Annotated in this window: 25 protein-coding genes; 15 read left to right on the top strand and 10 right to left on the bottom strand. The window is 38.0% G+C overall.

All coding sequences use genetic code 11. The features are described 5' to 3' along the window. The first annotated feature begins 126 nt into the window (after positions 1 to 126). The gene (locus F4694_RS26500; protein ID WP_179602921.1) at positions 127 to 474 is read left to right on the top strand and encodes a VOC family protein; all 348 of its coding nucleotides are present in this window, start codon (positions 127 to 129) and stop codon (positions 472 to 474) included. 187 nt (positions 475 to 661) lie between these two features. On the opposite strand, the gene F4694_RS26495 is transcribed toward F4694_RS26500, so the two are convergent. Next, entirely contained in the window at positions 662 to 1,522 is an 861-nt protein-coding gene (locus tag F4694_RS26495) for an AraC family transcriptional regulator (protein WP_179602920.1), read from the bottom strand. 401 nt (positions 1,523 to 1,923) lie between these two features. Between F4694_RS26495 and F4694_RS26490 the strand changes: the two genes are divergently transcribed. The 10 genes from F4694_RS26490 (at position 1,924) to F4694_RS26445 (ending at position 11,944) form a co-directional block, all read left to right on the top strand. Beyond that, positions 1,924 to 2,631, top strand: a complete 708-nt coding sequence (locus tag F4694_RS26490) for a CAP domain-containing protein (protein WP_179602919.1) — start codon at positions 1,924 to 1,926, stop codon at positions 2,629 to 2,631. 320 nt (positions 2,632 to 2,951) lie between these two features. Then, on the top strand, positions 2,952 to 3,884 hold the full coding sequence (locus F4694_RS26485; protein ID WP_179602918.1) for an LCP family glycopolymer transferase: 933 nt from the start codon (positions 2,952 to 2,954) through the stop codon (positions 3,882 to 3,884). Positions 3,885 to 4,031: 147 nt separating this feature from the next. Next, positions 4,032 to 4,652 (top strand): FMN-binding negative transcriptional regulator, encoded by a 621-nt coding sequence (locus F4694_RS26480; protein ID WP_179602917.1) that lies wholly within the window; start codon positions 4,032 to 4,034, stop codon positions 4,650 to 4,652. Between the two features lie 214 nt (positions 4,653 to 4,866). Beyond that, positions 4,867 to 5,526, top strand: a complete 660-nt coding sequence (locus tag F4694_RS26475) for a hypothetical protein (protein ID WP_179602916.1) — start codon at positions 4,867 to 4,869, stop codon at positions 5,524 to 5,526. Further along, on the top strand, positions 5,527 to 7,239 hold the full coding sequence (locus F4694_RS26470; protein WP_179602915.1) for a GMC family oxidoreductase N-terminal domain-containing protein: 1,713 nt from the start codon (positions 5,527 to 5,529) through the stop codon (positions 7,237 to 7,239). A gap of 57 nt (positions 7,240 to 7,296) precedes the next feature. Continuing rightward, complete coding sequence (locus F4694_RS26465) at positions 7,297 to 7,824, top strand: DUF3231 family protein (protein ID WP_179602914.1); 528 nt, start codon at positions 7,297 to 7,299, stop codon at positions 7,822 to 7,824. 140 nt (positions 7,825 to 7,964) lie between these two features. Then, entirely contained in the window at positions 7,965 to 8,480 is a 516-nt protein-coding gene (locus F4694_RS26460) for a TetR/AcrR family transcriptional regulator (protein ID WP_308806737.1), read from the top strand. Positions 8,481 to 8,618: 138 nt separating this feature from the next. Next, a complete protein-coding gene (locus F4694_RS26455; protein WP_179602986.1) occupies positions 8,619 to 9,506 on the top strand; it encodes a hypothetical protein in 888 nt (295 codons plus the stop codon). A gap of 121 nt (positions 9,507 to 9,627) precedes the next feature. Continuing rightward, a complete protein-coding gene (gene dcuS, locus F4694_RS26450) occupies positions 9,628 to 11,238 on the top strand; it encodes a DcuS/MalK family sensor histidine kinase (protein ID WP_179602912.1) in 1,611 nt (536 codons plus the stop codon). Continuing rightward, positions 11,231 to 11,944 (top strand): response regulator, encoded by a 714-nt coding sequence (locus F4694_RS26445; protein ID WP_179602911.1) that lies wholly within the window; start codon positions 11,231 to 11,233, stop codon positions 11,942 to 11,944. The genes dcuS and F4694_RS26445 overlap by 8 nt, the downstream gene beginning before the upstream one ends. A gap of 29 nt (positions 11,945 to 11,973) precedes the next feature. On the opposite strand, the gene F4694_RS26440 is transcribed toward F4694_RS26445, so the two are convergent. The 4 genes from F4694_RS26440 to F4694_RS26425 form a co-directional block, all read right to left on the bottom strand. After that, the gene (locus F4694_RS26440; protein WP_179602910.1) at positions 11,974 to 12,516 is read right to left on the bottom strand and encodes a chromate transporter; all 543 of its coding nucleotides are present in this window, start codon (positions 12,514 to 12,516) and stop codon (positions 11,974 to 11,976) included. 19 nt (positions 12,517 to 12,535) lie between these two features. Continuing rightward, positions 12,536 to 13,159, bottom strand: a complete 624-nt coding sequence (locus F4694_RS26435) for a chromate transporter (protein WP_179602909.1) — start codon at positions 13,157 to 13,159, stop codon at positions 12,536 to 12,538. 256 nt (positions 13,160 to 13,415) lie between these two features. Beyond that, positions 13,416 to 14,669, bottom strand: a complete 1,254-nt coding sequence (locus tag F4694_RS26430; protein WP_179602908.1) for a dicarboxylate/amino acid:cation symporter — start codon at positions 14,667 to 14,669, stop codon at positions 13,416 to 13,418. A gap of 223 nt (positions 14,670 to 14,892) precedes the next feature. Continuing rightward, the gene (locus F4694_RS26425) at positions 14,893 to 15,042 is read right to left on the bottom strand and encodes a hypothetical protein (protein ID WP_179602907.1); all 150 of its coding nucleotides are present in this window, start codon (positions 15,040 to 15,042) and stop codon (positions 14,893 to 14,895) included. 97 nt (positions 15,043 to 15,139) lie between these two features. Between F4694_RS26425 and F4694_RS26420 the strand changes: the two genes are divergently transcribed. Further along, positions 15,140 to 15,547 carry an NUDIX hydrolase gene (locus F4694_RS26420; RefSeq protein WP_179602906.1) on the top strand — a complete coding sequence of 136 codons (408 nt, stop codon included), beginning with the start codon at positions 15,140 to 15,142 and terminating at the stop codon, positions 15,545 to 15,547. 67 nt (positions 15,548 to 15,614) lie between these two features. Here the strand turns inward: F4694_RS26420 and F4694_RS33040 are convergent, their stop codons facing one another. From F4694_RS33040 to F4694_RS26405, 3 genes are read right to left on the bottom strand one after another with little or no spacing between them, the layout of a single operon-like run. Further along, positions 15,615 to 15,734 (bottom strand): DUF3949 domain-containing protein, encoded by a 120-nt coding sequence (locus F4694_RS33040; RefSeq protein WP_179602905.1) that lies wholly within the window; start codon positions 15,732 to 15,734, stop codon positions 15,615 to 15,617. 3 nt (positions 15,735 to 15,737) lie between these two features. After that, complete coding sequence (locus F4694_RS26410; protein WP_179602904.1) at positions 15,738 to 15,884, bottom strand: hypothetical protein; 147 nt, start codon at positions 15,882 to 15,884, stop codon at positions 15,738 to 15,740. Positions 15,885 to 15,909: 25 nt separating this feature from the next. Continuing rightward, the gene (locus F4694_RS26405) at positions 15,910 to 16,116 is read right to left on the bottom strand and encodes a zinc ribbon domain-containing protein (RefSeq protein WP_179602903.1); all 207 of its coding nucleotides are present in this window, start codon (positions 16,114 to 16,116) and stop codon (positions 15,910 to 15,912) included. Between the two features lie 139 nt (positions 16,117 to 16,255). Between F4694_RS26405 and F4694_RS26400 the strand changes: the two genes are divergently transcribed. Next, positions 16,256 to 16,444 carry a hypothetical protein gene (locus F4694_RS26400; RefSeq protein WP_179602902.1) on the top strand — a complete coding sequence of 63 codons (189 nt, stop codon included), beginning with the start codon at positions 16,256 to 16,258 and terminating at the stop codon, positions 16,442 to 16,444. Positions 16,445 to 16,520: 76 nt separating this feature from the next. On the opposite strand, the gene F4694_RS26395 is transcribed toward F4694_RS26400, so the two are convergent. After that, the gene (locus F4694_RS26395) at positions 16,521 to 18,344 is read right to left on the bottom strand and encodes a dihydroorotate dehydrogenase (RefSeq protein WP_179602901.1); all 1,824 of its coding nucleotides are present in this window, start codon (positions 18,342 to 18,344) and stop codon (positions 16,521 to 16,523) included. A 201-nt stretch (positions 18,345 to 18,545) separates the two neighbouring features. Between F4694_RS26395 and F4694_RS26390 the strand changes: the two genes are divergently transcribed. Then, on the top strand, positions 18,546 to 18,980 hold the full coding sequence (locus F4694_RS26390; RefSeq protein ID WP_179602985.1) for a hypothetical protein: 435 nt from the start codon (positions 18,546 to 18,548) through the stop codon (positions 18,978 to 18,980). Positions 18,981 to 19,078: 98 nt separating this feature from the next. Beyond that, positions 19,079 to 19,882, top strand: coding sequence for an HAD family hydrolase (locus F4694_RS26385; RefSeq protein WP_179602900.1), 804 nt, complete (start codon positions 19,079 to 19,081; stop codon positions 19,880 to 19,882). Between the two features lie 34 nt (positions 19,883 to 19,916). Here F4694_RS26385 and F4694_RS26380 read toward each other — a convergent pair whose 3' ends face one another. Then, positions 19,917 to 21,788 carry a PTS fructose transporter subunit IIABC gene (locus F4694_RS26380; protein ID WP_179602899.1) on the bottom strand — a complete coding sequence of 624 codons (1,872 nt, stop codon included), beginning with the start codon at positions 21,786 to 21,788 and terminating at the stop codon, positions 19,917 to 19,919.

Here is a 21,788-nt window from a genome sequence, read left to right as displayed (position 1 = left end):
CGAAGCAAGTCCATAGGGGGAATAGATTAAGGAGGATTAATACTCCTTTTTGTTGAATCTTCTTAATAAACTTTATTAGGTAGTTCTCTGGAGAATCATATAAAAAAATTAAGGAAGGGGAAGTTTATGAACTTTAAATCTCCACAAATTAATCTATATGTTGATAATATAGAGAAATCAAAAGGGTTTTATCAAAAACTGGGCTTTACACAAACCTTTGTAGCTGAAATAGATGGTAAGCCTGTACATTATGAACTAATATTGGATGGTTTCAAGTTAGGTATAGCCACTAAAAAGTCAACAAAAGAAATTCACGGTTTAAATCCTGGAAAAAATATGGGTTGTGAAATTGTAGTATGGACAGAAGATACCGATTCAGCCATTCAATATTTAATTGCAAACGGTGCTACTATGTTATCTAATCCTCATAATTTTTTAAATGATTTAAGGTCGGGTTTGGGTACAAGACCCTGATGGTAACCCAATACAAATCGTTTGTAAAAGAAAAAAATGAGTTTTCTTCAACAAAAAGAGGCGTTAATCCAAGAAGGATTAACGCCTCTTTTTGTATAATTAATCCTTGTTTAGCAACGAGGTTTCCCGATAGGTCCTTGACCCCATTAAGACAAAGCGTATCCAGAATTATTCTTTGTTAGTTTCCTTATTTCAGAGGAATCCAAATTTCAGAATAATAATCAGAACTGGATGGATTTCCATTTGAGTAGACTTCTAAATCTGGGGTTCCCGCATGCTGATAATGGCTGGATGGAAACCATTCCGAGATGATTTGTTTCCAAGTATTCTGCATCGCATCCGGCATAGCTCCATGTACTTCAAATACACCCCACTTGGAAGCGGGAATCTCAAGTTCCAAAAGACCTTCAGGTGTTTCACCCTTATGATCTGTACCGATCCAGTAATCCATTAATGGGGAACCAGGTGCGCGTTTATCGACACATACCCCAAGGGCACCTTTAAGTTGACCATTATTTAATTCAAATAATAAATCATTTGTTCCATCAACATGGACATCATCCCACATTTTTGGGATCCCAGCTAAGTTCTCCCCATTTTCACAGGAAAATTCGCGCTTTACACCGACAACCTTAAAACTCTCTTTTTCTACGATTTTGTAATTCATAGGTTCTGCCCCTTTCAAATTTACCTGGATGGCCAGGCGGTTATAAGATATCAGCTTTCCAGTGTAATTACGTGCCTGACTTGGTGTGAATCCATGCTGCCTCCGGAAAGCTTTTGCAAAAGATTCAGGAGTGTCGTAGCCATATTTTAGGGCGACATCAATTATTTTGCTTTCGGTTGTAGAAAGTTCTTGGGCTGCTAGTGTTAAACGTCTGCGTCGAAGATATTCACCTACAGTTATGTCTGTAAGTACTGAAAAAATACGTTGAAAGTGAAACTCCGATACATTGGCTTGTTTTGCTATACCTTCGATTGTAATCTCATCAATTAAATGGTCTTCCATATAATCTATAGCCTTCTGTAATGATTCTACCCATCCCATATCGCTCACTCCTTATGTACATGGTAACAACCGCTGCGATTTAAATCCTGTCATTTTCTGCTCTATTTTAACAGATACCATCTAGGAACCAATTAATATTCTCGTTAGTAGTGATAAATTTCTGAAATATTCGTTAAATACGCTCTGTTTTTAAGATGCTGTCAATCCCCTTTTTTACTATAACTACTGGTAATTTTACCTGAAATTGGTAGATTTTGAAATAACGCAGAGAAGATTTAGGAATAAATGAAAAGACTCTTATTATAAGTAAAAATCCCAATTTAGGGGTACTAATCTAGAGATGTAGTGTTTTTGATTGTAAAATCCTGCCTGAAATATGACAAAAAACATATGTTAAGATGAGTTTGTTAAAAACAGCAAACTTCTAGGAGGATTTAATTATGATTAAGAAAAAGGCTCTTTTAACGCTAGCCGCTGCGGCGGCAGTCGTAATGGCCAATCCAGTATTAAATAAGGCAGAGGCTGCTGACTTTTCTCCAGTTGTTCAGGAAAAGGTCTATGTTTATCAAGGATCAAATCTGAATGATATTAATAGTGTTATTGAAAAATATCTTGCTAGTTTTGGATATAAAGTGACTGTACCAACTCAAACACAAACAAATCTACCTGCACAAACACAACAGACAACTCCAACAATAACAACAAATCAGCCAGTGCAGGAACAGTCAGTGACAACAACGCAACCAACAACAACACAAACTACTAGTACTTTAAGTGCCTTTGAGCAAAAAGTGGTCGACCTTACCAATCAAGAGCGTGCCAAAAATGGGTTACCTGCTCTTAAAGTGGATTTAACACTTAGCAAAATGGCACGTGAAAAATCTCGTGATATGTCTGCTAACGGTTACTTTAGCCATACAAGCCCAACATATGGCTCACCATTTGATATGATGAAAAAATACGGAATCTCTTATCGTTGTGCTGGTGAAAATATTGCTATGGGGCAGCGAACACCTGAAGAAGTAGTGAAAGCTTGGATGAATAGTGAAGGTCACCGTAAGAACATCCTTAGCCCGAACTTCAACTATATTGGTGTTGGATATGTCTCTCAAGGCAACTATTGGACACAAGAGTTTATCGGTAAATAGATTTAATCTTAATAGCTGCTTGGGGATAATTATATCCTCAAGCTTTTTTAGTGGGATTGCAGTGTTTGTAGAATTTAGTAATAAGTGAAAATCCCTAATCGACAAAAAATTTTCTAGGAAATAAATAAAAGTTAGTTTTACATAAGGGATGAAGCTGGCATTAATCAAACGTTTGTTTAACAATATTTCCTTCAAATTATGTCGATAACCAAATAAATATGTAAAGTAAAAAACAATAAATCGACATGACCCTGTAATTGTGTTGACATAACCCTTTGGTAACCTGATTTAAAAGCTGATTTTGGTTAGGAGATCATGAAATGAGAAGGAGAAAAAGACGGAGGCTTAAATGGGGTAATATAATACGTTTGTTTTTATTTATTATCCTTATTGTTGGAGGCATCTATGGGTTCACAGTCTATAAATCTTTTAATAGTGCAGTAGCTACAATGCATGAACCGCTCGATGACAAACAAAATAGTGAAAAGCAGCCTAAGGCATTAAAAAAGAAAGAACCATTTTCCGTTTTAATGCTTGGTGTAGATGAGCGTGAAGGAGATAGCGGTCGTTCTGATACAATGATTGTGTTAACCGTAAATCCAAACAATAATTCTGTAAAAATGCTGAGTATTCCAAGGGATACCATGACAGAGATTGTCGGTAAGGGAAAAGAAGATAAGATTAACCATGCTTACGCATTTGGCGGTGTTCCAATGGCAGTAGATACGGTGGAGAACTTCCTTGATATTCCAATTGATTATTACGTCAAAATAAATATGGAAGGCTTTAAGGATATTATTGATACAGTGGGCGGAATTGATGTCGAGAATGATCTTGCGTTTAAAATAGAAGGATTTAGTTTTCCTGCAGGTAAGATACATCTAAATGGCGAGGAAGCATTAGCTTTCATCAGAATGAGATACGATGACCCGAATGGCGACTTTGGCCGTCAAGAACGTCAACGCCAAGTGATTCAAGCGGTAATCAAAGAGGGTGCAAGCATCACAAGCTTATCGAAAGCCCCGGATATCTTTCAAGCAATTGGCAGTAATATCAAAACGAATCTTACCTTTGAAGAAATGATTAGCATTCAAAAGAATTATAAAGAAGCTGGAAAAAACATTGAACAGCTGACCATTATCTCAGAAGGGAAAATAATTGATAATATCTATTATGGAATTGTAACGATAGCAGAACAACAGCGCATTCAGGATGAATTGAAGGCTCAATTAGAATTGAATAGTGAGAGCTAATTTTATTAGCTTAAAATTCCGGGTAAAGGACTGGCGATGATCATCCCCAGTCCTTTACTATTTCTAAAACTATCATTGTTAAAGGAGGTTTTTAGTAACCGACAGAGAAATAATTTAAATACCTTTCCAGAGTGGAGATGAAAGAATATGTATATACCAAAACATTTTATTATTAAAGATGAAAAAGTTATCTATGATTTTATTGAAAAGAATAGCTTTGCTACCTTGTATTCTCAGCACAATGGAGAACCATACGCTACTCATCTGCCACTCCTTTTAAATAAAGAAGAAGGCTTTTTGTATGGACATTTTGCCCGTACTAACCATCAGTGGAAGGATATTGAAGGTCAAAATGTTCTTGTTACCTTTCAAGGTCCTCATTGCTATATTTCACCATCCTGGTATGAGACCAACCAGGCTGTACCAACTTGGAATTTTATTGCTATACACGTTTATGGAGAGTTGGAGATTGTTGAAGAAGAAAAGGAAGTATTTGAATCATTGGCAGACATGGTAAGTAAATATGAAAAACCAGATAGTTCCTATCATTTGGGGAACGTTGATGAAACTTATATAAAGGGCATGAGTAAAGGCATTGTAGGTTTTAAAATCACCATTAATAAAATTGAGGGGAAGGCAAAACTAAGTCAAAATCATCCCGTAGCTAGACAGGAACTAATTATTAAACAATTAGGAAATAGTTCGGATCAAAATGATAAAGATATAGCACAACTAATGAAGAAAAATATTGAAAAAAGTAATGGTTGACTGTGTAGTGTACAACATAGCAAATTAGCTACGTTTTAGGAAAAGGTGGAACAGGAAACGGTTATAGTTTAATAATAAAACAAAGGCGGACAGGAGCATTCACTGTTCGCCTTATTTGTTTTTTCACTAATTAATTTCCATACATAGAAGGAAGAAAACATAAATATTAATATGAAGGGCAAGAAACATTCCTTAAAAAGGAGGTGGGGGGAATTTGGAAGCAAGTGGAAGGAGTGTAACCTTAAATCCTTATATCATATCCACTTTTCGGTCACTAGTTGAAGCTATCATTCCACCCCATCTTAAACAAAAAGATTATATTGGAACTGTTCATGTGGCTGGAGCGCAGGAATTACATGTTTATGAGTATGTTATTTGGATATTAGATCATTCCATTGCCTTCCCTGTAAAAGAGCAGTTTAATTTCGTTAATGGTTCCATGTCGAAATCGACTGCGGAATTACTGGACGCAGGAGCGGCACGGTTAATTCAGAAGGGGCAGATTTTTTACCCATTAAATGGAACAGCTTATCCTAGCGGAGGACTTTTCTCTGCACTTTCACCAATAGATAGGTTAAGGGCGATTACTATAATTGAACGCCTGGATATTAATCTTGAATATTTGAGCATTCCATACAAAAATAACCCGGTACTCGTACGAAATATGATGGATGTCCTAAATGAACTTCCTATGTTTTGTCACTATTCGGAATGGCCGGCATACGGAAAAACACGATTATTATCTCCTGAATATAGAAGAGTCGAATATTTTCCACCTGGATGGTTCCAGGTCCAATATCCAGGTCCATCATTTGGATACCGGGATTTTCGCGGGTTCTTAGCAATCATCCAGCACAGGAAGGTGGACCAGTAAATGTCTAATCAGGACGTGATTGTAATTGGTGCTGGCGGTGGAGGAGCGGTTATAGCAAAAGAGCTGGGAGAATTGGGATTAACGGTTTTGGTTTTAGAAGCTGGTCCCTGGTACGGGAATAAAAAGTGGCCAAATCCAAATTTACAGCCTGGAGGAGTATCCAGTTCCACAAAAGATGACTTGGATGTCACGCTCTATAAACAACTATTAAATAAATTTGAAATGAATATGAATGATTTAGTTTCGGGAAGGTTTCGATGGGGACCGGCGGATCGGAATCGTTCCCAATGGTTTCGCCACGCTAACCAAAAAGGCGTAATTTGGCAATGTTCCGGTGTTGGAGGAACCACCCAAACCTATACGGCTAATTGTCCACGTGCCTTTCCAGCGGCAATTGATAAGGTCTGGCCGCTTTCCTACCGGGAACTTGTACCATATTATGAAAAGGTGGAAGCAACATTACCGGTGAACTTTGCGGCCACGACAGCAAAGGAGGAATTATTTTATTATGGTGCAAAGAAAGCAGGCTGGAATTTGATTCCTACACTGGATGTGAAAGGTCCAGGGTATAGGCCGCAGCCGAATGCAATTTTGCCTCCTAATGAAAATATAACAAATCTAAACATCACTGACGAACAATTATCCTGGATGGAAGGCTGCACGCTTGCGGGGCATTGCATTAACGGCTGCCCACATGGTCCATCTATAGATAAAATTGCAAAACGGTCCACGAATGTCAGCTATGTGCCACTTGCTTTAAACACAGGGAATGTCTGTATTAGACCAAATGCCTTTGTTATAGAAATTATAACAGAAAATAACCCGTCAAAAGGGCTCCATGCCATAGGGGTAAATATTAGGGATACTTGGACAGGTGAACAGGAAGAGCTAAGGGCAGAAATCATTGTAATGGCTGCTGGAAGCATTGAAAGTCCAAGGCTTTGGTTAAATTCAGGATTGCCTGATAATCCATGGGTAGGAAAAGGATTGGTAAATCATTATATGGATTGGGTATCCGGCATATTTGATGAAAAGGATTTGATCCCTATATTGGGAACCTCAGATATTAATCCCTATGTAGGAAATACATGCGCGGCGAGATTCGATTATCCCGGACTTGGAACTCTGCAATCGGTTGGGATGAGTCCAGGCTTAACAGCTTCTTTCTATGAGTTGAGTCAGTCAGGTTACTCTTTTCTAAACAAGCCTGAGATAAATGATCCGTGGGATATTAAGGGGCGTCTATACGGTTATGAATTAAAAGAATCAATGGATTCCTACCGTAAAACGTTAAATATTTTAGTCAGTACCGATGATGAAGTGGACCAGCGGAACGGGATTACTCTCGATCCGTTACTTCGTGATGAAAATGGATTTGTCCCTGTTGTGAGCTACCAGCCAACTAAACAGTCACGAAGGAAACGGGGTCAACTGGTTAATTTAGCAGCAGACTTATTAAGGAAGGCAGGGGCCAGAAAAGTAATTTGGACAAATTGGCCGGCGGGAATGATGATTCATATAGAAAGTACTATGCGTATAGGCTTTGTTGTTGATCAGGACTGCGAATCCTTTCAAGTAAAACGGTTATATATCGCTGACAACAGCGTCCATTTCAATAGTCTGGGCGGAGTCAATCCTACCCTTACCACACAAGCATTGGCTACCCGTACTGCCGAAAAATTATTTAAAAAGTATTTTAATCGCATGCTATAGGGATGAAATGGAAAAGCTACCAACATAAAATATCAAAGTTTGGTGGGATTTTCTAACATGAAGGTACTTGAACTAATACAAGATATATTTCAACCATTTATGGACGGTAAGAAAAGACCTTTAAATGTGATGGAGGTTTCTAATCTATGGTTTTTTCTTTTAGGTACAGAAACAACGATGCGAAATGAAGAAATCGGAATCAATCTTGCCCAAGATCCAGAATTGAAACAAATATTAAAGGATATAAAGGAAACCGTGCATATTCCGATTAGAGACGAGCTTGAAGAGTTTCTTATGAAGGAAGGGGTACCTTTTCCTCAATCTACACCTGAAAAACCTACTGGTGATTTTAAGGAAATTCCAGAGGGTGCTAAGTTAAATGATGAAGAAATGGCTAATTTAATGTCCTATAATCTAGCCATGGGAGTTAATTATGCTTCTAAAGGACTTACTGAATCCATTCGAGCTGATGTTGGATTAATATTCTCGAAGATTATCGCGAGAAAAACGACTGCTGGTTTAATTATGAAACAGTATTTAGATCGGCATGAATGGCTTCGCATTCCACCTTATTACAAAGCATAGGTTTTTAACGTACTTTTAAGTCGCAGAGAAAATCTGTGGCTTTTTTGAATGCGAGAAAAATAAAAAACCTATTGACATTTGTTTTTAGGTTGAATATTATTTATTTATCAATCAATAAATAAATAAGGATGGTAGTAAACGTGGCAGTACGAGAAGATAAAAAAGAAATCATAATAGAAAACGCTGTAGGGGTCTTCGCTGAAAGAGGGTATTATAAAGCAACCACTGCAATGGTAGCAAAGGCTGCTGGAGTGACACAGCCTTATGTGTTTCACTTTTTTGAAAACAAGGAAGAATTATTCAAGGCAGTAATTGATCGTGCATTTAGCCGTATCTATGATACTTTTGCAGAAGTTAATGCACCTGCGGACCAATTAATTGAAACAATGGGGCATGCGTTTGAACAAATAATCCAAACGCATCGTGATGAAGTATTGATGGTTATGCAGGCGCACGCCATATCTGATCCGGGTATTCGGGAATATGTGAGCAGCTTGTTTCTTAAGATTTTTGAATCTTTAACTTTGAAATTTGATAAAGCAGGCATACCCAATGCAAAAGAAACAGCTGCCCATTTTATTGGAACAGGGCTTTTAATAACCTTAGCTGAGGTGTTAAATCTACCGCAATTAACTCATGGGAAAGATCATTGTTAAAAAAGGTGCAGCTCAGCTCCCTTTTTTTGAGGTCTTATTTATTGATTGATAAATAAATAAAATAGGAATATTTTTTGAGGTTTAATTTATTGATTGATAAATAAATTAAGGGGAGTAGGGATTTTTATGCGAAAGGTAATGAAAGTTAATCAAATTGAAAATCAACCATCTGTTAAGCTTTTTCAAGGAGAACGAGCTCTTATAATCACAGGATTAATTGGTTTTTTACTATCGGCGGGCATTTCTATTTTTATCTTTTTTAACGACCCTATCATTGCACCAGAGGGCAATATGAGAGATGCTTTTTCTTTTAATGCTGCTATCGGCATGTTTATTCTATCTATCGCTGCCATCCTTCCCCTTTCGAGATTTGGAGCAAGAAAAAGAAAAGTTGTGCGTTGGCTCTTTATCTTCGCAAGCATATATTCATATACGATTGAAACACTTCAGAACTTTAGAGGCATTAATCCAAGATTTTCACGTGAAGGGACGGTAGTCGATATCGCTGCCGGAATGCTATTTGGGGTTATTTCTTTAGTACTTGTAGCACTAACCATTGTGCTTATGGTTCATTTTTTACGAATGAAACAACCTCATGGACGTCCATTCCTGATAATGGGGATTCGTTATGCATTTCTCTCAGTCTTAGCAGCAAATAGTGCAGGGATATGGATGATTCTTCTTCAAGACCGGCTTACAGGGGGGACTGGTAATTTAATTGTTTTACATGGAGTGGGATTCCATGCATTACAAACGTTAATTCTCCCTGCTTGGCTTTTGGAAAAGGCTCAGATTCATGAAAAATATAAAAAGACTATGATTCATACTGGCAGCATTGCTTGGATGCTCATGGTATTAGTGTTAGGGATCCAAACTTCATTGGGGCAATCTGTTTTCGAGATAACCATATTACCCATCATTGCATTATTATTTTTTCTTATTTGGTTTGGAACAGTATGTGTAGCTTGTAGGTTGCTGGTTAAAAAGAGAAGAAAAATCACTGTCACTACTAAGGTACTGGAGTGACCGATTATGAAAAAGCAGTGGCTCTACGGTCACTGCAGCTTTTTGTATAATAATTTAACTTTTCCCTACTAGTGCAAATATTGCTAAAATAATAGATAGAGTGGAAAGTGGGGGATTTCATGTGCAAACTCAGGCGTTTAGGTTTAAATTAAGCACGGTCATCATTTTCTTCGTTTGTTTAGTGGTACTTGTATCTTTAATGATTACGGATTTATTGATTAGTAATACAGTAAGTGAAAATATACGAAAACATCAGGAAGAGAAGGCAAGGATGGTTTCGAGGTCCATTGCAACCTCTACTATTATTATCAAGGCATTAGAGGGTGACCAAAAATCGATGGAAATCCAAGAGTACACGAAAAGTATTCAAGCTGCTACAGACATGATGTTTATTGTCGTTATGGATATGAACGGAATACGCAAGTCGCATCCTAACCCAGAACAAATTGGAAAACATTTCGTAGGCGGGGATGAAAAGGAAGCACTTAAAGGGAAAGAATATGTATCAAGCTCCAATGGGACATTAGGCGAATCTTTACGTGCCTTTACACCTATCTACAATACGACTGGAGACCAGATTGGTGTCGTTGCAGTCGGTATTGCATTGGAAAGTGTCGAAGCAGCCCTGGGTAAAAGCAACCGAAGTATTCTTACTGTTACTATACTAGGCTTGCTTGTTGGTATCATTGGTGCTGTTTTACTAGCGAGGTATATTAAGAGAATCCTTTTTGGACTTGAACCTTTTGCGATTGCGAAGATTTTTGTAGAACGGAGTACCATGCTTCAGTCTGTGCATGAGGGAATCATTGCAGTTGATAATGAGCAGACCATTACGCTGGTTAATCGATCAGCAAGGCAAATTTTTAAAAAGGCAGGGCTTTCTAAGGATCCAGTTGGGATGAAAATCTATGAGTATCTGCCTTCAACCAAACTTGATCCAGTTTTGGAGAAGGGTAAACCTGAACTGGACGAGGAACAAATGATTAACGGAGTTTCCATTTTGGTCAATTCAGTTCCGCTTTTTGTCAATGGCGAAGTGGTTGGGGCAATTTCAACCTTTAGGGATATGACTGAAGTTAAACAATTGGCAGAGCAATTAACAGGTGTGAAAACCTATGCCGAAGCACTCCGTTCCCAGTCACATGAATTTATGAATCGTCTGCATGTAATCCTAGGAATGGTTCAAATGAAGTGTTACGATGAGCTATCTGAATATATTCGAGCAATAGTCGGACATCACAATCAAGAGCTTGGTAACATTGCACAACATATTAAAGATCCTGCACTCGCTGGTTTTCTTATGGGGAAATTAAGCTACGCAAGGGAAGAACAAGTGGAATTGAACATTGACGTTCATACGGTCATTCCTCAGCCGGCCAACCCTAAGATGACTCATGAGTTAATTACAATATTTGGTAATTTAATAGACAATGCCATTGAGGCTATGGCTGATTCTATCGATAAAACCTTAGATGTTACCTTTCATTATTCGGAAAGATCTTTAACAATGGAGGTGTTGGATTCAGGACCCGGGATTCCTGATGAGATTCAAAAGAGCGTACTTGAAAAGGGGTATTCCACAAAAGGGGCAAACCGTGGCTATGGTCTTTATCTTGTTACAAAAAGTATTGAGAACTTAGGCGGAGAAATGATCATTGATTCTAAATCTTTGCTTGGAACAGAGATTCATATAACCATTCCATATGAGATAGAGGAGGGAGATCATGATTAGGGTTCTAATAGTCGAAGATGATCCGATGGTAGCTGAATTTAACAAACGTTATCTAAAAGAAATAAAAGGTTTTAGTTTAGTTGGCATTGTGCATAACGTATCGGATGCCAAAGAGTTTCTTGAAAAGGAAGAGGTTAACCTCATTTTGCTTGATGTCTATTTGCCAGGTATGAATGGCCTCGAACTGCTTCATTTTATTAGAGAACAAAAAATGACTGTCGATGTCATTCTCATTACAGCGGCAGCTGACACAGAAAAAATTCAAACAGCCTTAAGGCTTGGAGCAGCAGATTATTTAATCAAGCCGTTTGAATTTGAGCGGTTTAGTCAGGCAATGGAGAAATATAAAGATAAATTTGCCTTATTTGAAAGAAAACAAGTACTTAATCAGGAAGATTTAGATGAAAGAATTCTTTATGGTGACCAGAGGGTTTCTGGGGAATTAACGCAGGCTTTGCCTAAAGGGTTAACCAATAGTACGCTGCAGAACATTATTCATGTGATTAAATCGAAGGATGGAAGCCTATTTTCGACCGACGAAATTGCAGAAAGTACATATATTTCTAGAGTGTCAGTGCGAAAATACTTGAAATATTTAACCCAGCTCGGAGTTTTAGAGGAATCATTAACTTATGGAATTGGCCGACCGGTTTATTTTTACACATTGAAGAAGGACAAGCTAAATCAAGTATCTATGTATCTATGAAAAAGTGGCAAATGCCACTTTTTGTTTTTTCAAGAATATAGGGCTATGCCCACCAAACCGGAAAGTAGAATGACATAAACTGGATTCCACCGAAGTTTTAATAAAGCAAATAGGGATAGTCCGAAGATGACGACTAAGCTTAGCGAACGGAAGGACAGATCAATGGTAATCAGGTTATTGGCTAGTACAAATTTAATTGCAGCAAAGATAATTAAACTGGTTACTAACGGTTTTAAGCCATAAAACATTTTCTCAACCACTGGATTATGGTGCAATTTTAAGAAAAAGGCTGCAACACATATCACTAAGATTAGCGAAGGAAGTAAAATGGCAATTACCGAAACGAAAGCACCGCTAATTCCTGCTGCTGTATATCCTATTAAAATGGCACTATTAGAAGCAACTGGTCCAGGGGACATACCGGCAATCGCTATGATATTCGTTAATTGTTCCGAAGACATCCATCCGTATTCTGTTACTGCTGATTCAATAATAGGAATCATCGCATAACCACCGCCAAATGAGACAAAACCCATAATAAAAAAGGTTTGAAAAAGTTCCCACAACACCATTCCGTTCACCTCCTTATTGTTAAATTCCGGCACCCATATAATATTCAGGGTCATTGGCTGGGTCTTCTTCTTTACTATTCTTCATTTCTATCAAATAGCCTAATTTTTTCTTAATGGAAACGGCGATTACTCCGGTGATCGCTCCTAGAAAGATGGCTATAATTGGATGGATGAAAAACAGAGCTGGAACTCCCGCAGCCATAATGAAAAATGTTGTCTTATCAAATATCGCTGTTTTTGCTATTTTAATGGCTGCATACACAATGATTGCTACAATCGTAACGCGTATAGATACAAAGGCTGCTTCTAGCTTGGGATTATCATCTAAGTAAAAATAGGAAACTCCTAAGACTAGAACGATTAAAAAGGTTGGCAGCGAAACACCAATCATGGCAGCTAAAGTTCCTCTTATCCCGCCAATTTTATACCCTATAAAGGTCGCTGAATTTACAGCAATAGCACCTGGCACTGTTTGAGATAAGGCAATAACATCCGTAATCTCTTCATTTGTTAACCATTTTCTCTTTTCTACTATCTCTTTTATGATTAAGGGGATCATCGCAAATCCCCCGCCAAACGTAACAGGACTAATCTTAAAAAACGTCCAAAAAATCTCAAATACCAACTTCCATTCAACACTCATAAAAATCCTTCTCTCCACAAAACTAAAGAAAGTGTGCTTTCTATGTATATTGCACCATATATAAAGGTACCAAAAGAAAGAAGATGGGTAAATGGCAACAAATGTAATTTGGAGAAGTAAGTTGGGTAAAGTAAGTTGGTAAAGTAAGTTGGTGACAGGCACCGCCCGTGGACACTGTCCGCCTCAGGCGGACAGTGAGAAGGGGAGAGGGGAATGAATAAAAAATGTGAGCCGGAGGGGCTCACATTTTTGAGGTTTAGGCTGTGATTTGTTTTTTGTTTGAAACCTCTTGGGCTGGTTTGAATTCGCCTTCGGTTTTGGAGATGACGACGGTGGCTACTCCGTTTCCGATGAGGTTTGTGATGGCGCGTGCTTCTGACATGAAGCGGTCAACGCCTAGTATAAGCGCCATTCCTTCTACAGGTATAGAAGGGAATACGGCTAGAGTGGCTGCTAGTGTTACAAAACCTGATCCTGTAACGCCTGCCGCTCCTTTTGAAGTCAACATTAGTATGGCAAGAAGCGTGATTTGCTGCCAAATACTTAGGTCCACTCCGTAGGCCTGAGCGATGAATAATGCTGCCATCGAGAGATAAATGGAAGTTCCATCAAGGTTAAAGGAATAACCTGTTGGGAGTACTAAACCTACCACTGGCTTTGAACAGCCGTATCTTTCTAGCTTTTCCATCATTTTTGGGAGCGCAGCTTCAGAGGATGAAGTTCCGACTACCAAAAGGATTTCTTCCTTTATAAAAGCAATGAATTTGAAGATACTGAAACCGTACAATTTAGCAATACCGCCAAGAACTAAAACAATGAATAAAGCCATTGTAATATAAACGGAGCCCATTAATTTGCCTAGATAGAATAATGATTCAACTCCAAATTCTCCAATCGTGTAGGCCATGGCACCAAATGCTGCATATGGAGAAACCTTCATAATGATATTAACGATTCCGAAGAACACCTCAGCCGTTTTTTCAAAAAATTCAAGAAGAGGTTTTCCTTTTTTACCTAAGTGGGCCAAAGAAGCTCCGAACAATATAGCTAAGAGAAGTACTGGTAATAATTCTCCATTTGCAAAAGCGCCAATAAAGCTATCAGGGATGATTGATAAGATAAAATCCATAAATCCGTGACTTGTTTCGGCTGCCTTTTCTGTGTATTGGGAGATATCACCCTTACCAGCTTCTGCATCAATCCCTTTTCCGGCCTTAATAATATTAGCGACAATAATTCCTATGGCTAAAGCGATGGTGGATACGATTTCAAAATAAAGCAATGCCTTCCCGCCGATTTTTCCAACTTTCTTTAAATCTCCCATACCTGCGATTCCAATTACGATGGTCAGGAAGATGATTGGAGCAATCACCATTTTTACTAGTTTAATAAAAATATCTGCAATAACTTTTAGTTGTGAGCCAATCTCAGGAAAAACAAAACCGACTAAAATACCAAGAAGAATTCCCAGAATTACCTGTGTAGTGAGACTCTTAAAATTAATTTTCATTCTCCACTCCTCCTACTTCAATTTTGAAAACGATATCATTTTATTGAATAATCAATATATTACAATTTTGCGAATGATTAAAATAGCTTATATTACTTTATAAATCGTTTTGTAATTAAAGTAAGCAGATAGAGTGGTTATTTGTTTTAGGTGGGATTTTTTTGGGAACATTGAGAAGCGGTTGACATAGAGAAAGCTGCCCTATTGGCAGCCACTTGGAGTCTTATTGTTCGTTTTTTTCTGTGGAGTCCTGAATAGAAACGTTCTTCGGCCGTTCTGGATAACCGTTCTTTCCCGGATCATCCGGACCAGTTAGTTGGTTTCTTTGATTAAGAACCTTTCCTGTAAATTCAATTGGATTATTTTTTGGCATTTTCTACACCTCCATGAATAGTATGGTTGAAAAGTAAATGACAAATTCAACAAGTTAGATTAGATTGTTTTTATAGAGACAGATTGGGGGAGTAAAATTGACAGCACCAAAACATATCGTTTCTGCAGCAGCCATTGTCTTAAATGACAAGAACGAACTATTATTGATTAAAGGCCCACGAAGAGGCTGGGAAATGCCTGGGGGTCAGGTGGAAGAAGGGGAATCCTTAACGGACGCTGTCATCAGGGAAACAAAAGAAGAATCCGGGATCGACATTGAGGTTGTTAAGTTTTGCGGTATCTTTCAAAATGTCGAGAGCGCCATTTGTAACACATTATTTTTAGGGAAACCTATCGGCGGGGAATTAACAACCAGTCCGGAGAGTTTAGAAGTTGGTTTTTTTAAACTTGAGGAAGCATTAGAATTGGTCACCTGGAATAACTTTAGGCAGCGAATTGAGTATTGTTTAGATAAGAACATGCATCCTTTTTATGTTGGTTTTTAGTTACAAGCAAAATACATACAACAAAAGCGGCCCCCATTCCAGGTGCCGCTTTTGCTTGAGGAAGAATTTATCTAGCCACTTTTTCTCGATTTTTTACTTTATAGATAATCGTTGCTAAAATATTAGCGAGGATGAAAATCATACTTGCCTGTACATTAGCATGTAACACTTGATCTTCAAATTTCATATTTTACATCATTTCACTCTGACCAATACCCTTCTTCTCATTTGCTTTCCGCATCTTTTCCATTTGCTCAACATATCGGTATTGAAAGGGTATTAATATCAAGGATAATAGAATAAAACCACCAATAAATATCATTAACACTTCATCCATTTTTATTTCCCCCCTTTTTATTATTTTATCCGCCGAAGAATAAATCTAGAATATTGGATGAAGTGGATGATTTCTTATTATAAAACTCGGAATACCCGCACTTTTTACAAAAGATAACGATAAATGTGTTGTGTTGAACATCAAATAACTTTGATAACCCTGTTCCGGTCATAGCAACTTCCTTTTGCCCTGTATCTCTAGAACCACATTTTATACACCCTTTTTCGCTCATTGCGATCCCCCCAGTTATGAACCTTTCCATTTATTTACGTAATTGATATTCAAAATGTTTCATAATAATCAAATATTTAAGCTTGTACCCTCACATGAAAAAAGGTAAAATTCAATAAAACTAGAAAAGAGGGATGAACGTGGCATTTGATGTTTCAATGTTAGGTATGGGTTATTTCAGCCTTGAGGCAGCAGCAGTTGATAAAAGTCCAAGTGAAATGGTGATCACGGACGAAAAAGAGGAAACCTTCTACATAGTATCACGAGAAGTTTACGAAGATGGACCTAAGCAAGAAGGATATAAAATCATCGTTAACGAAGGTGAGTAATAACATTTTTCTGTAAAAAAACTTGAAGTAGTTAATATCAAGTAGGTGGAAGCCGTATTGAGAAGTCGATACGGCTTCATTCTTTCATTTTTAAGAAAGGATAAGATAATACTAATCCTAACAAATATACAATGACTAAAAAGTAAACTGGGAGTAAATGAATAAAAGTTGTATATCCAATAAATAAATGTGTTCCAATCCCTGCGATAAACGCAGGTAAGGCTCCTGTAGCAAGGGTATTCCAAACCCAGCTTTCCCCTTTTCTGAAACCCCACAAGGAAATCATTAGAACAAGCAGACCAACACTTATAAGGGCACTGCCAAACCCTGCCCGGTCATGTGCGATAACAGGAATCAAATTGTTACTAATACTCTCTAACATTTGAGGTGACATACACAAGAAGCTTAAGTCAGTTGATACAAAAACCTTGGAGACACCAATGGTAGAAATGACAATACCGCCTACTACTATCATAAATCCTAGGATAATAAACATGAGCTGTCCATAAAGCCCGTATTTCCATGCTTTATCATTACTTCCATGAATAGAATAGGGAGCACCAGTAATTCTTTTTCCTTCCCTAAAACTAAAATAGTATAGTGGCAATAAGATAAGCCAAAATAAACCATGCAGCCAATCAAAGTAACCGTATCCGATAGAAAGAAAAATACCAATAAATCCTATAATTGCTGCACTATGAAAAGCAATCTTTGCCCAATGCATGTCATACCTAATACCATGGCGCGCAAGCTGGATATACAAAATACCTCCTGATATCATGGTTCCAGCTAACGCCATCCTATCATGTGACATAAAAGATAAGATGAGTGGATTTACTTGTAAAATATCATCTCTTGTCAAACCAATAAAGTATTCATCATATGGGAGGATTATGCTCGTAAATGCAAAATATAGCGCAATAATTCCTCCGATTAGGATGGATAGACCAAATAGAAATGACCAGGTCCAGTTTTGCTTGTTAATGGGTTGGACTTTTTCATATAATAATCGTTCATGAACCCGCTTTGGTAACCCTGGACCGGCTTTAACATAGCCTTCTGATAGCAATAACAAATCCGCACCTGCACGATCTAATGCACAAGCTTCCTCTGGAGTCTCCACCCCGCCACAGGTTATGACTAGTAGCTCGGGATGTTGATCTTTAACCTGCTTAACTCGATTAGCTAGGCATTTATTGGCATTAGGAGCTTCATGCCAGTAGCTACCCAAAGTTCTACGAGGAGCAGTTACGACTATTCCACCGATACCTGCAAGCTTTACTAGTTTTTCTATTTCTGTGTTGTTAACTTCATCAGATGAAAGTGATACATAAAAAGGACGCTGCAATGTTTTATCTACACAAGAATAAGCTTGTTGACTGGTTCCGATAAAAGCGTCCACAAAAGGTGTTAAATGTTGCACGATTATGTCCCATTCATTTCTGTTTACCTGTTCATCTATCCTGGCAAATATAGGGATCCGAATGTTCTGGTTCGTTAACTTTTGTAGCACTCGTTTGAGAGGAATTTTTTCTTGATCATCAACAGAAAACAGAATATGACTATTTTCCATTCTTGGTTCTTTTTGTACTTTAGGTTCGTTCAGCACGATGGATCCAATTTCTATAAATCCGAAGCCTAACTCTTGGAAGGCTTTAATGCCTGATAAATTAGGATCTATATTTCCGCTTAATCCAATGGGAGATGGGAATGTAGTATGGTTAACTTCCTTTTGAAATTCCTTCGGGGGTTTCATATGTCCTAAGAATCCAATAAATTTCCGTCCGCCAGGAATGGACGCAATGGTGCTCATGGATTTATGAATAAACTCTCGGCTTGATTTCGGTCTAAATTTATCGAGTACAAGCCTTTTTAATGGGTGATAAGACCAATCTGGCATTAACAACACCTACTAACCATAAATTTCTTGATTTTTGCGTATAATTTATAAAGTTCCTAATGTGATAATAATAACAAGCGGTATAGGAGTTGTAAAATTATGAAAACTCGACCCGAAAACTAATCAAACGTTTGATTAAAATCTTTGATAAAAGAATACACCTCTAGGAAACCCTATACATAGGGAGGGGATACGCTAGTGATGTTTTCCACAAAAGGAGATGCTCATAAGGTTTTTCTGCGTTTGAGAAGTACGGTGCAAAGTGGCGCTGCCATCAAAGATATGAAGGAATATCAAGAAATTGAAGAAATCCAAACGCTTTATAAATCGCTTGACAGCAAGACCTTGCAATTGATTCATTACAGAATGATAAAAGAATATAACGGATCGGGAATAATACCTATATTGGTTTCCTCTGCGCCCTGGTTGTTACTCCTATTTTCAAAGCAATTATCTACTTATTTATTTCAAGAGGGAAAATGGCTGTGGGCTGGTTTTAGTATCATTTACATCATTGCGCTAGCGGCCAGTGTAATTATCCACTTTCGCGAAAAAGCATGGGCAGCTTTTCATATGGAAATCATTCAGGATATATTAAAAGAAAGAAAAGATGACAAGGGGAAATCGGACAGCTAATGGCCCGTGTCATTTATTTCCAGAATTAAACTTTTTTTATTCAATGAATATCTGATATAGTAGTCTTTGAGAAAGATAGGGGAGAGGAAGATTGCATAATGAAATGTTTCTCAATCGATTTAGACGGTACTTTGTTAAATTCTGAACATGATATAACTGAAGCCAGCCTGCAGACTATGAATGAATTAATAGAAGAAGGTCATTCTGTTATTTTGAACACAGGACGTGCTTATGGCGATGTCATTAAAATAAAAGCGTTAGAAAATTTACAGATTCCTATTTTTTGTGTCAACGGATCTGTTTTATTCTCGGAAACAAGAGAGCTGCTATATGAGGCAACTATACCGCAACAAACGTATACAGAGATTTTCTCTATATTGAAGGGATTAGGTGTTGGAATTTTAGTTTATACCAATTATGGAGGATTTCCATCCACTTTACCGCCGCTTCATAAAAAAAGCAAAGAAGAACTAAATGTTCTTTTTGAGGAATTCAACTATGATGAAATTCTTGAAAAAGATCAGTTGAAAATCTATAAATTAATTGCACTGCCTTACCATGACGAACTAGAAAAAGTTGAAGAAGTGAAAAAGGCACTAAGAGATAAGTTCGACATTTCCATGGCCTCCTCATTTATTAACAATGTTGAGATTACTTCAAACGAAGCACATAAAGGAAAGGCATTGTTACTCTATCAGAAAATGATGAATCTTGAATTTGATGAGATTATTGCTTTTGGTGACGGCGGCAATGACCTTGCCCAATTCGAGGTAGCAACTACCTCTGTAGCGATGGCAAATGCTCCGCTTCATGTACAGCAAAAAGCTGACATCATTACCAAATCCAACGATGAGGATGGCTTTGCCTATGCAGTTCGTCATCTATTGAATAAAGAAAAATAATAAAACAGCCCAAATTTGGGCTGTTTTATATTTTTTAATTAGAAACTGGCTTTTTCAAGAAGCCCATTAATAATGCAGCCACAATTGAACCAATCACAACGGCAAGTAAATACATTATCCAGCTGCCGTCAACCAGTGGGATAACGAATAATCCACCATGTGGAGCGCGAAGTCCAATACTAAACATCATGGATAAAGCACCAGCAACGGCTGAACCCGCCATTACAGAAGGAATAACACGAAGTGGATCAGCGGCTGCAAATGGAATCGCTCCTTCTGTGATAAAGGAAAGTCCCATAATATAGTTCACTTTACCTGCTTCTTGATCCTGTTTGCTAAACTTGTTTTTAAATAATGTTGTAGCAATGGCAATCGCTAATGGAGGAACCATACCTGCAGCCATAATGGCAGCCATTGGTTCATAAACACCATTTGCTAATAAACCAGTACCAAACACATAAGCTGCCTTATTGACTGGACCACCCATATCAAATGACATCATTAATCCTAAAATAATTCCAAGTAAAACAGCATTTCCTGTACCTAAACCAGATAACCACTCAGAGATCGCCGTATTTAACGCACCAACAGGCTTATTAACAACAAATAACATAATGAATCCGGTTAAAGCGATACCTAATAATGGATATAAAAGTATCGTTTTAATTCCTTCTAAGGACGCAGGCATACCAGATAATACCTTTTTCAAACCAACCACTAAATAACCTGCTAAGAAGCCTGCAACAAGTCCGCCCAAGAAGCCGGCGCCGCCGCTAGTAGCGAGCATTCCTCCGACCATACCCGCAGCAAAGCCTGGGCGGTCAGCAATACTCGTTGCAATAAATCCTGCTAAAATTGGAACCATTAACGCAAATGCATTTCCGCCGCCAATCGTCATTAGTGCTTCAGCGATTGGGTGATAGGTTGGATCATCAGGATTGGCTGCATTAATGCCGAACATAAAGCTGATTGCGATTAAGATACCGCCTCCGACAACGAATGGAAGCATATTAGAAACACCGTTCATCAAGTGCTTATAAATTTGAGAGCCGACTCCTCGTCCAGTCTGCTCGCTTTCTTGATTGGATTTTCCACTGCCGCTATAGATAGGAGCATCTTGCTTTAAGGCCCTATCGATTAGTTCCTTTGGTTTACGAATCCCATCGGCAACAGCAGTTTCAATTACATGCTTTCCATTAAATCGGTTCATTTCCACTTTTGTATCTGCAGCAACAATAACGGCAACAGCATTTTCGATTTCTTCCGCTGTTAGCACATTTTTAGCTCCACCGGAACCGTTTGTTTCAACCTTTATATCAACACCCATTTCAGCAGCTTTTGCTTTTAATGAATCGGCAGACATATATGTGTGGGCAATACCAGTAGGACAGGCTGTTACCGCAACAATAAATTGTTTCTTGCCAGCCATTGATTGTTCTTCTTCTTTTTCCTCTTGGTCATAGGAATTAATAATATTCAAAACTTCATCAGCCGTACTGGCTTCTAATAGCTGTTTTCGTACTTCATCTTTTAATAGAATGGTAGAAAGGCGAGAAAGTGCTTCTAAATGTGTATTGTTTGCCCCTTCTGTAGCTGCAATCATAAAGAAGAGATGGGAAGGCTGACCGTCTAGAGATTCATAGTTTACACCAGACTTTGATCTTCCGAACGCAATCGCTGCATGTTTAACGGCGTTTGTTTTTGCATGAGGGATGGCAATACCTTCACCAATCCCTGTTGTGCTTTGTTCTTCTCTTTTAATAATGGCCTTTTTATATTCTGAGCGATCATTTAACTTGCCTGCATTGTCTAAAACGGTAACTAACTCTTCAATTGCACCGGTCTTTGTTGTACTCGTTAATGACAGGTTGATGGTTTCTTTGGTTAATAGCTCTGTAATCCTCAT

The organism is Neobacillus driksii, assembly GCF_013409995.1.
GTDB classification, from domain to species: Bacteria; Bacillota; Bacilli; order Bacillales; family Cytobacillaceae; genus Neobacillus; species Neobacillus driksii.
Note: the sequence above shows the minus strand (reverse complement) of the source record. Positions and strands in the feature narration are given on the sequence as shown.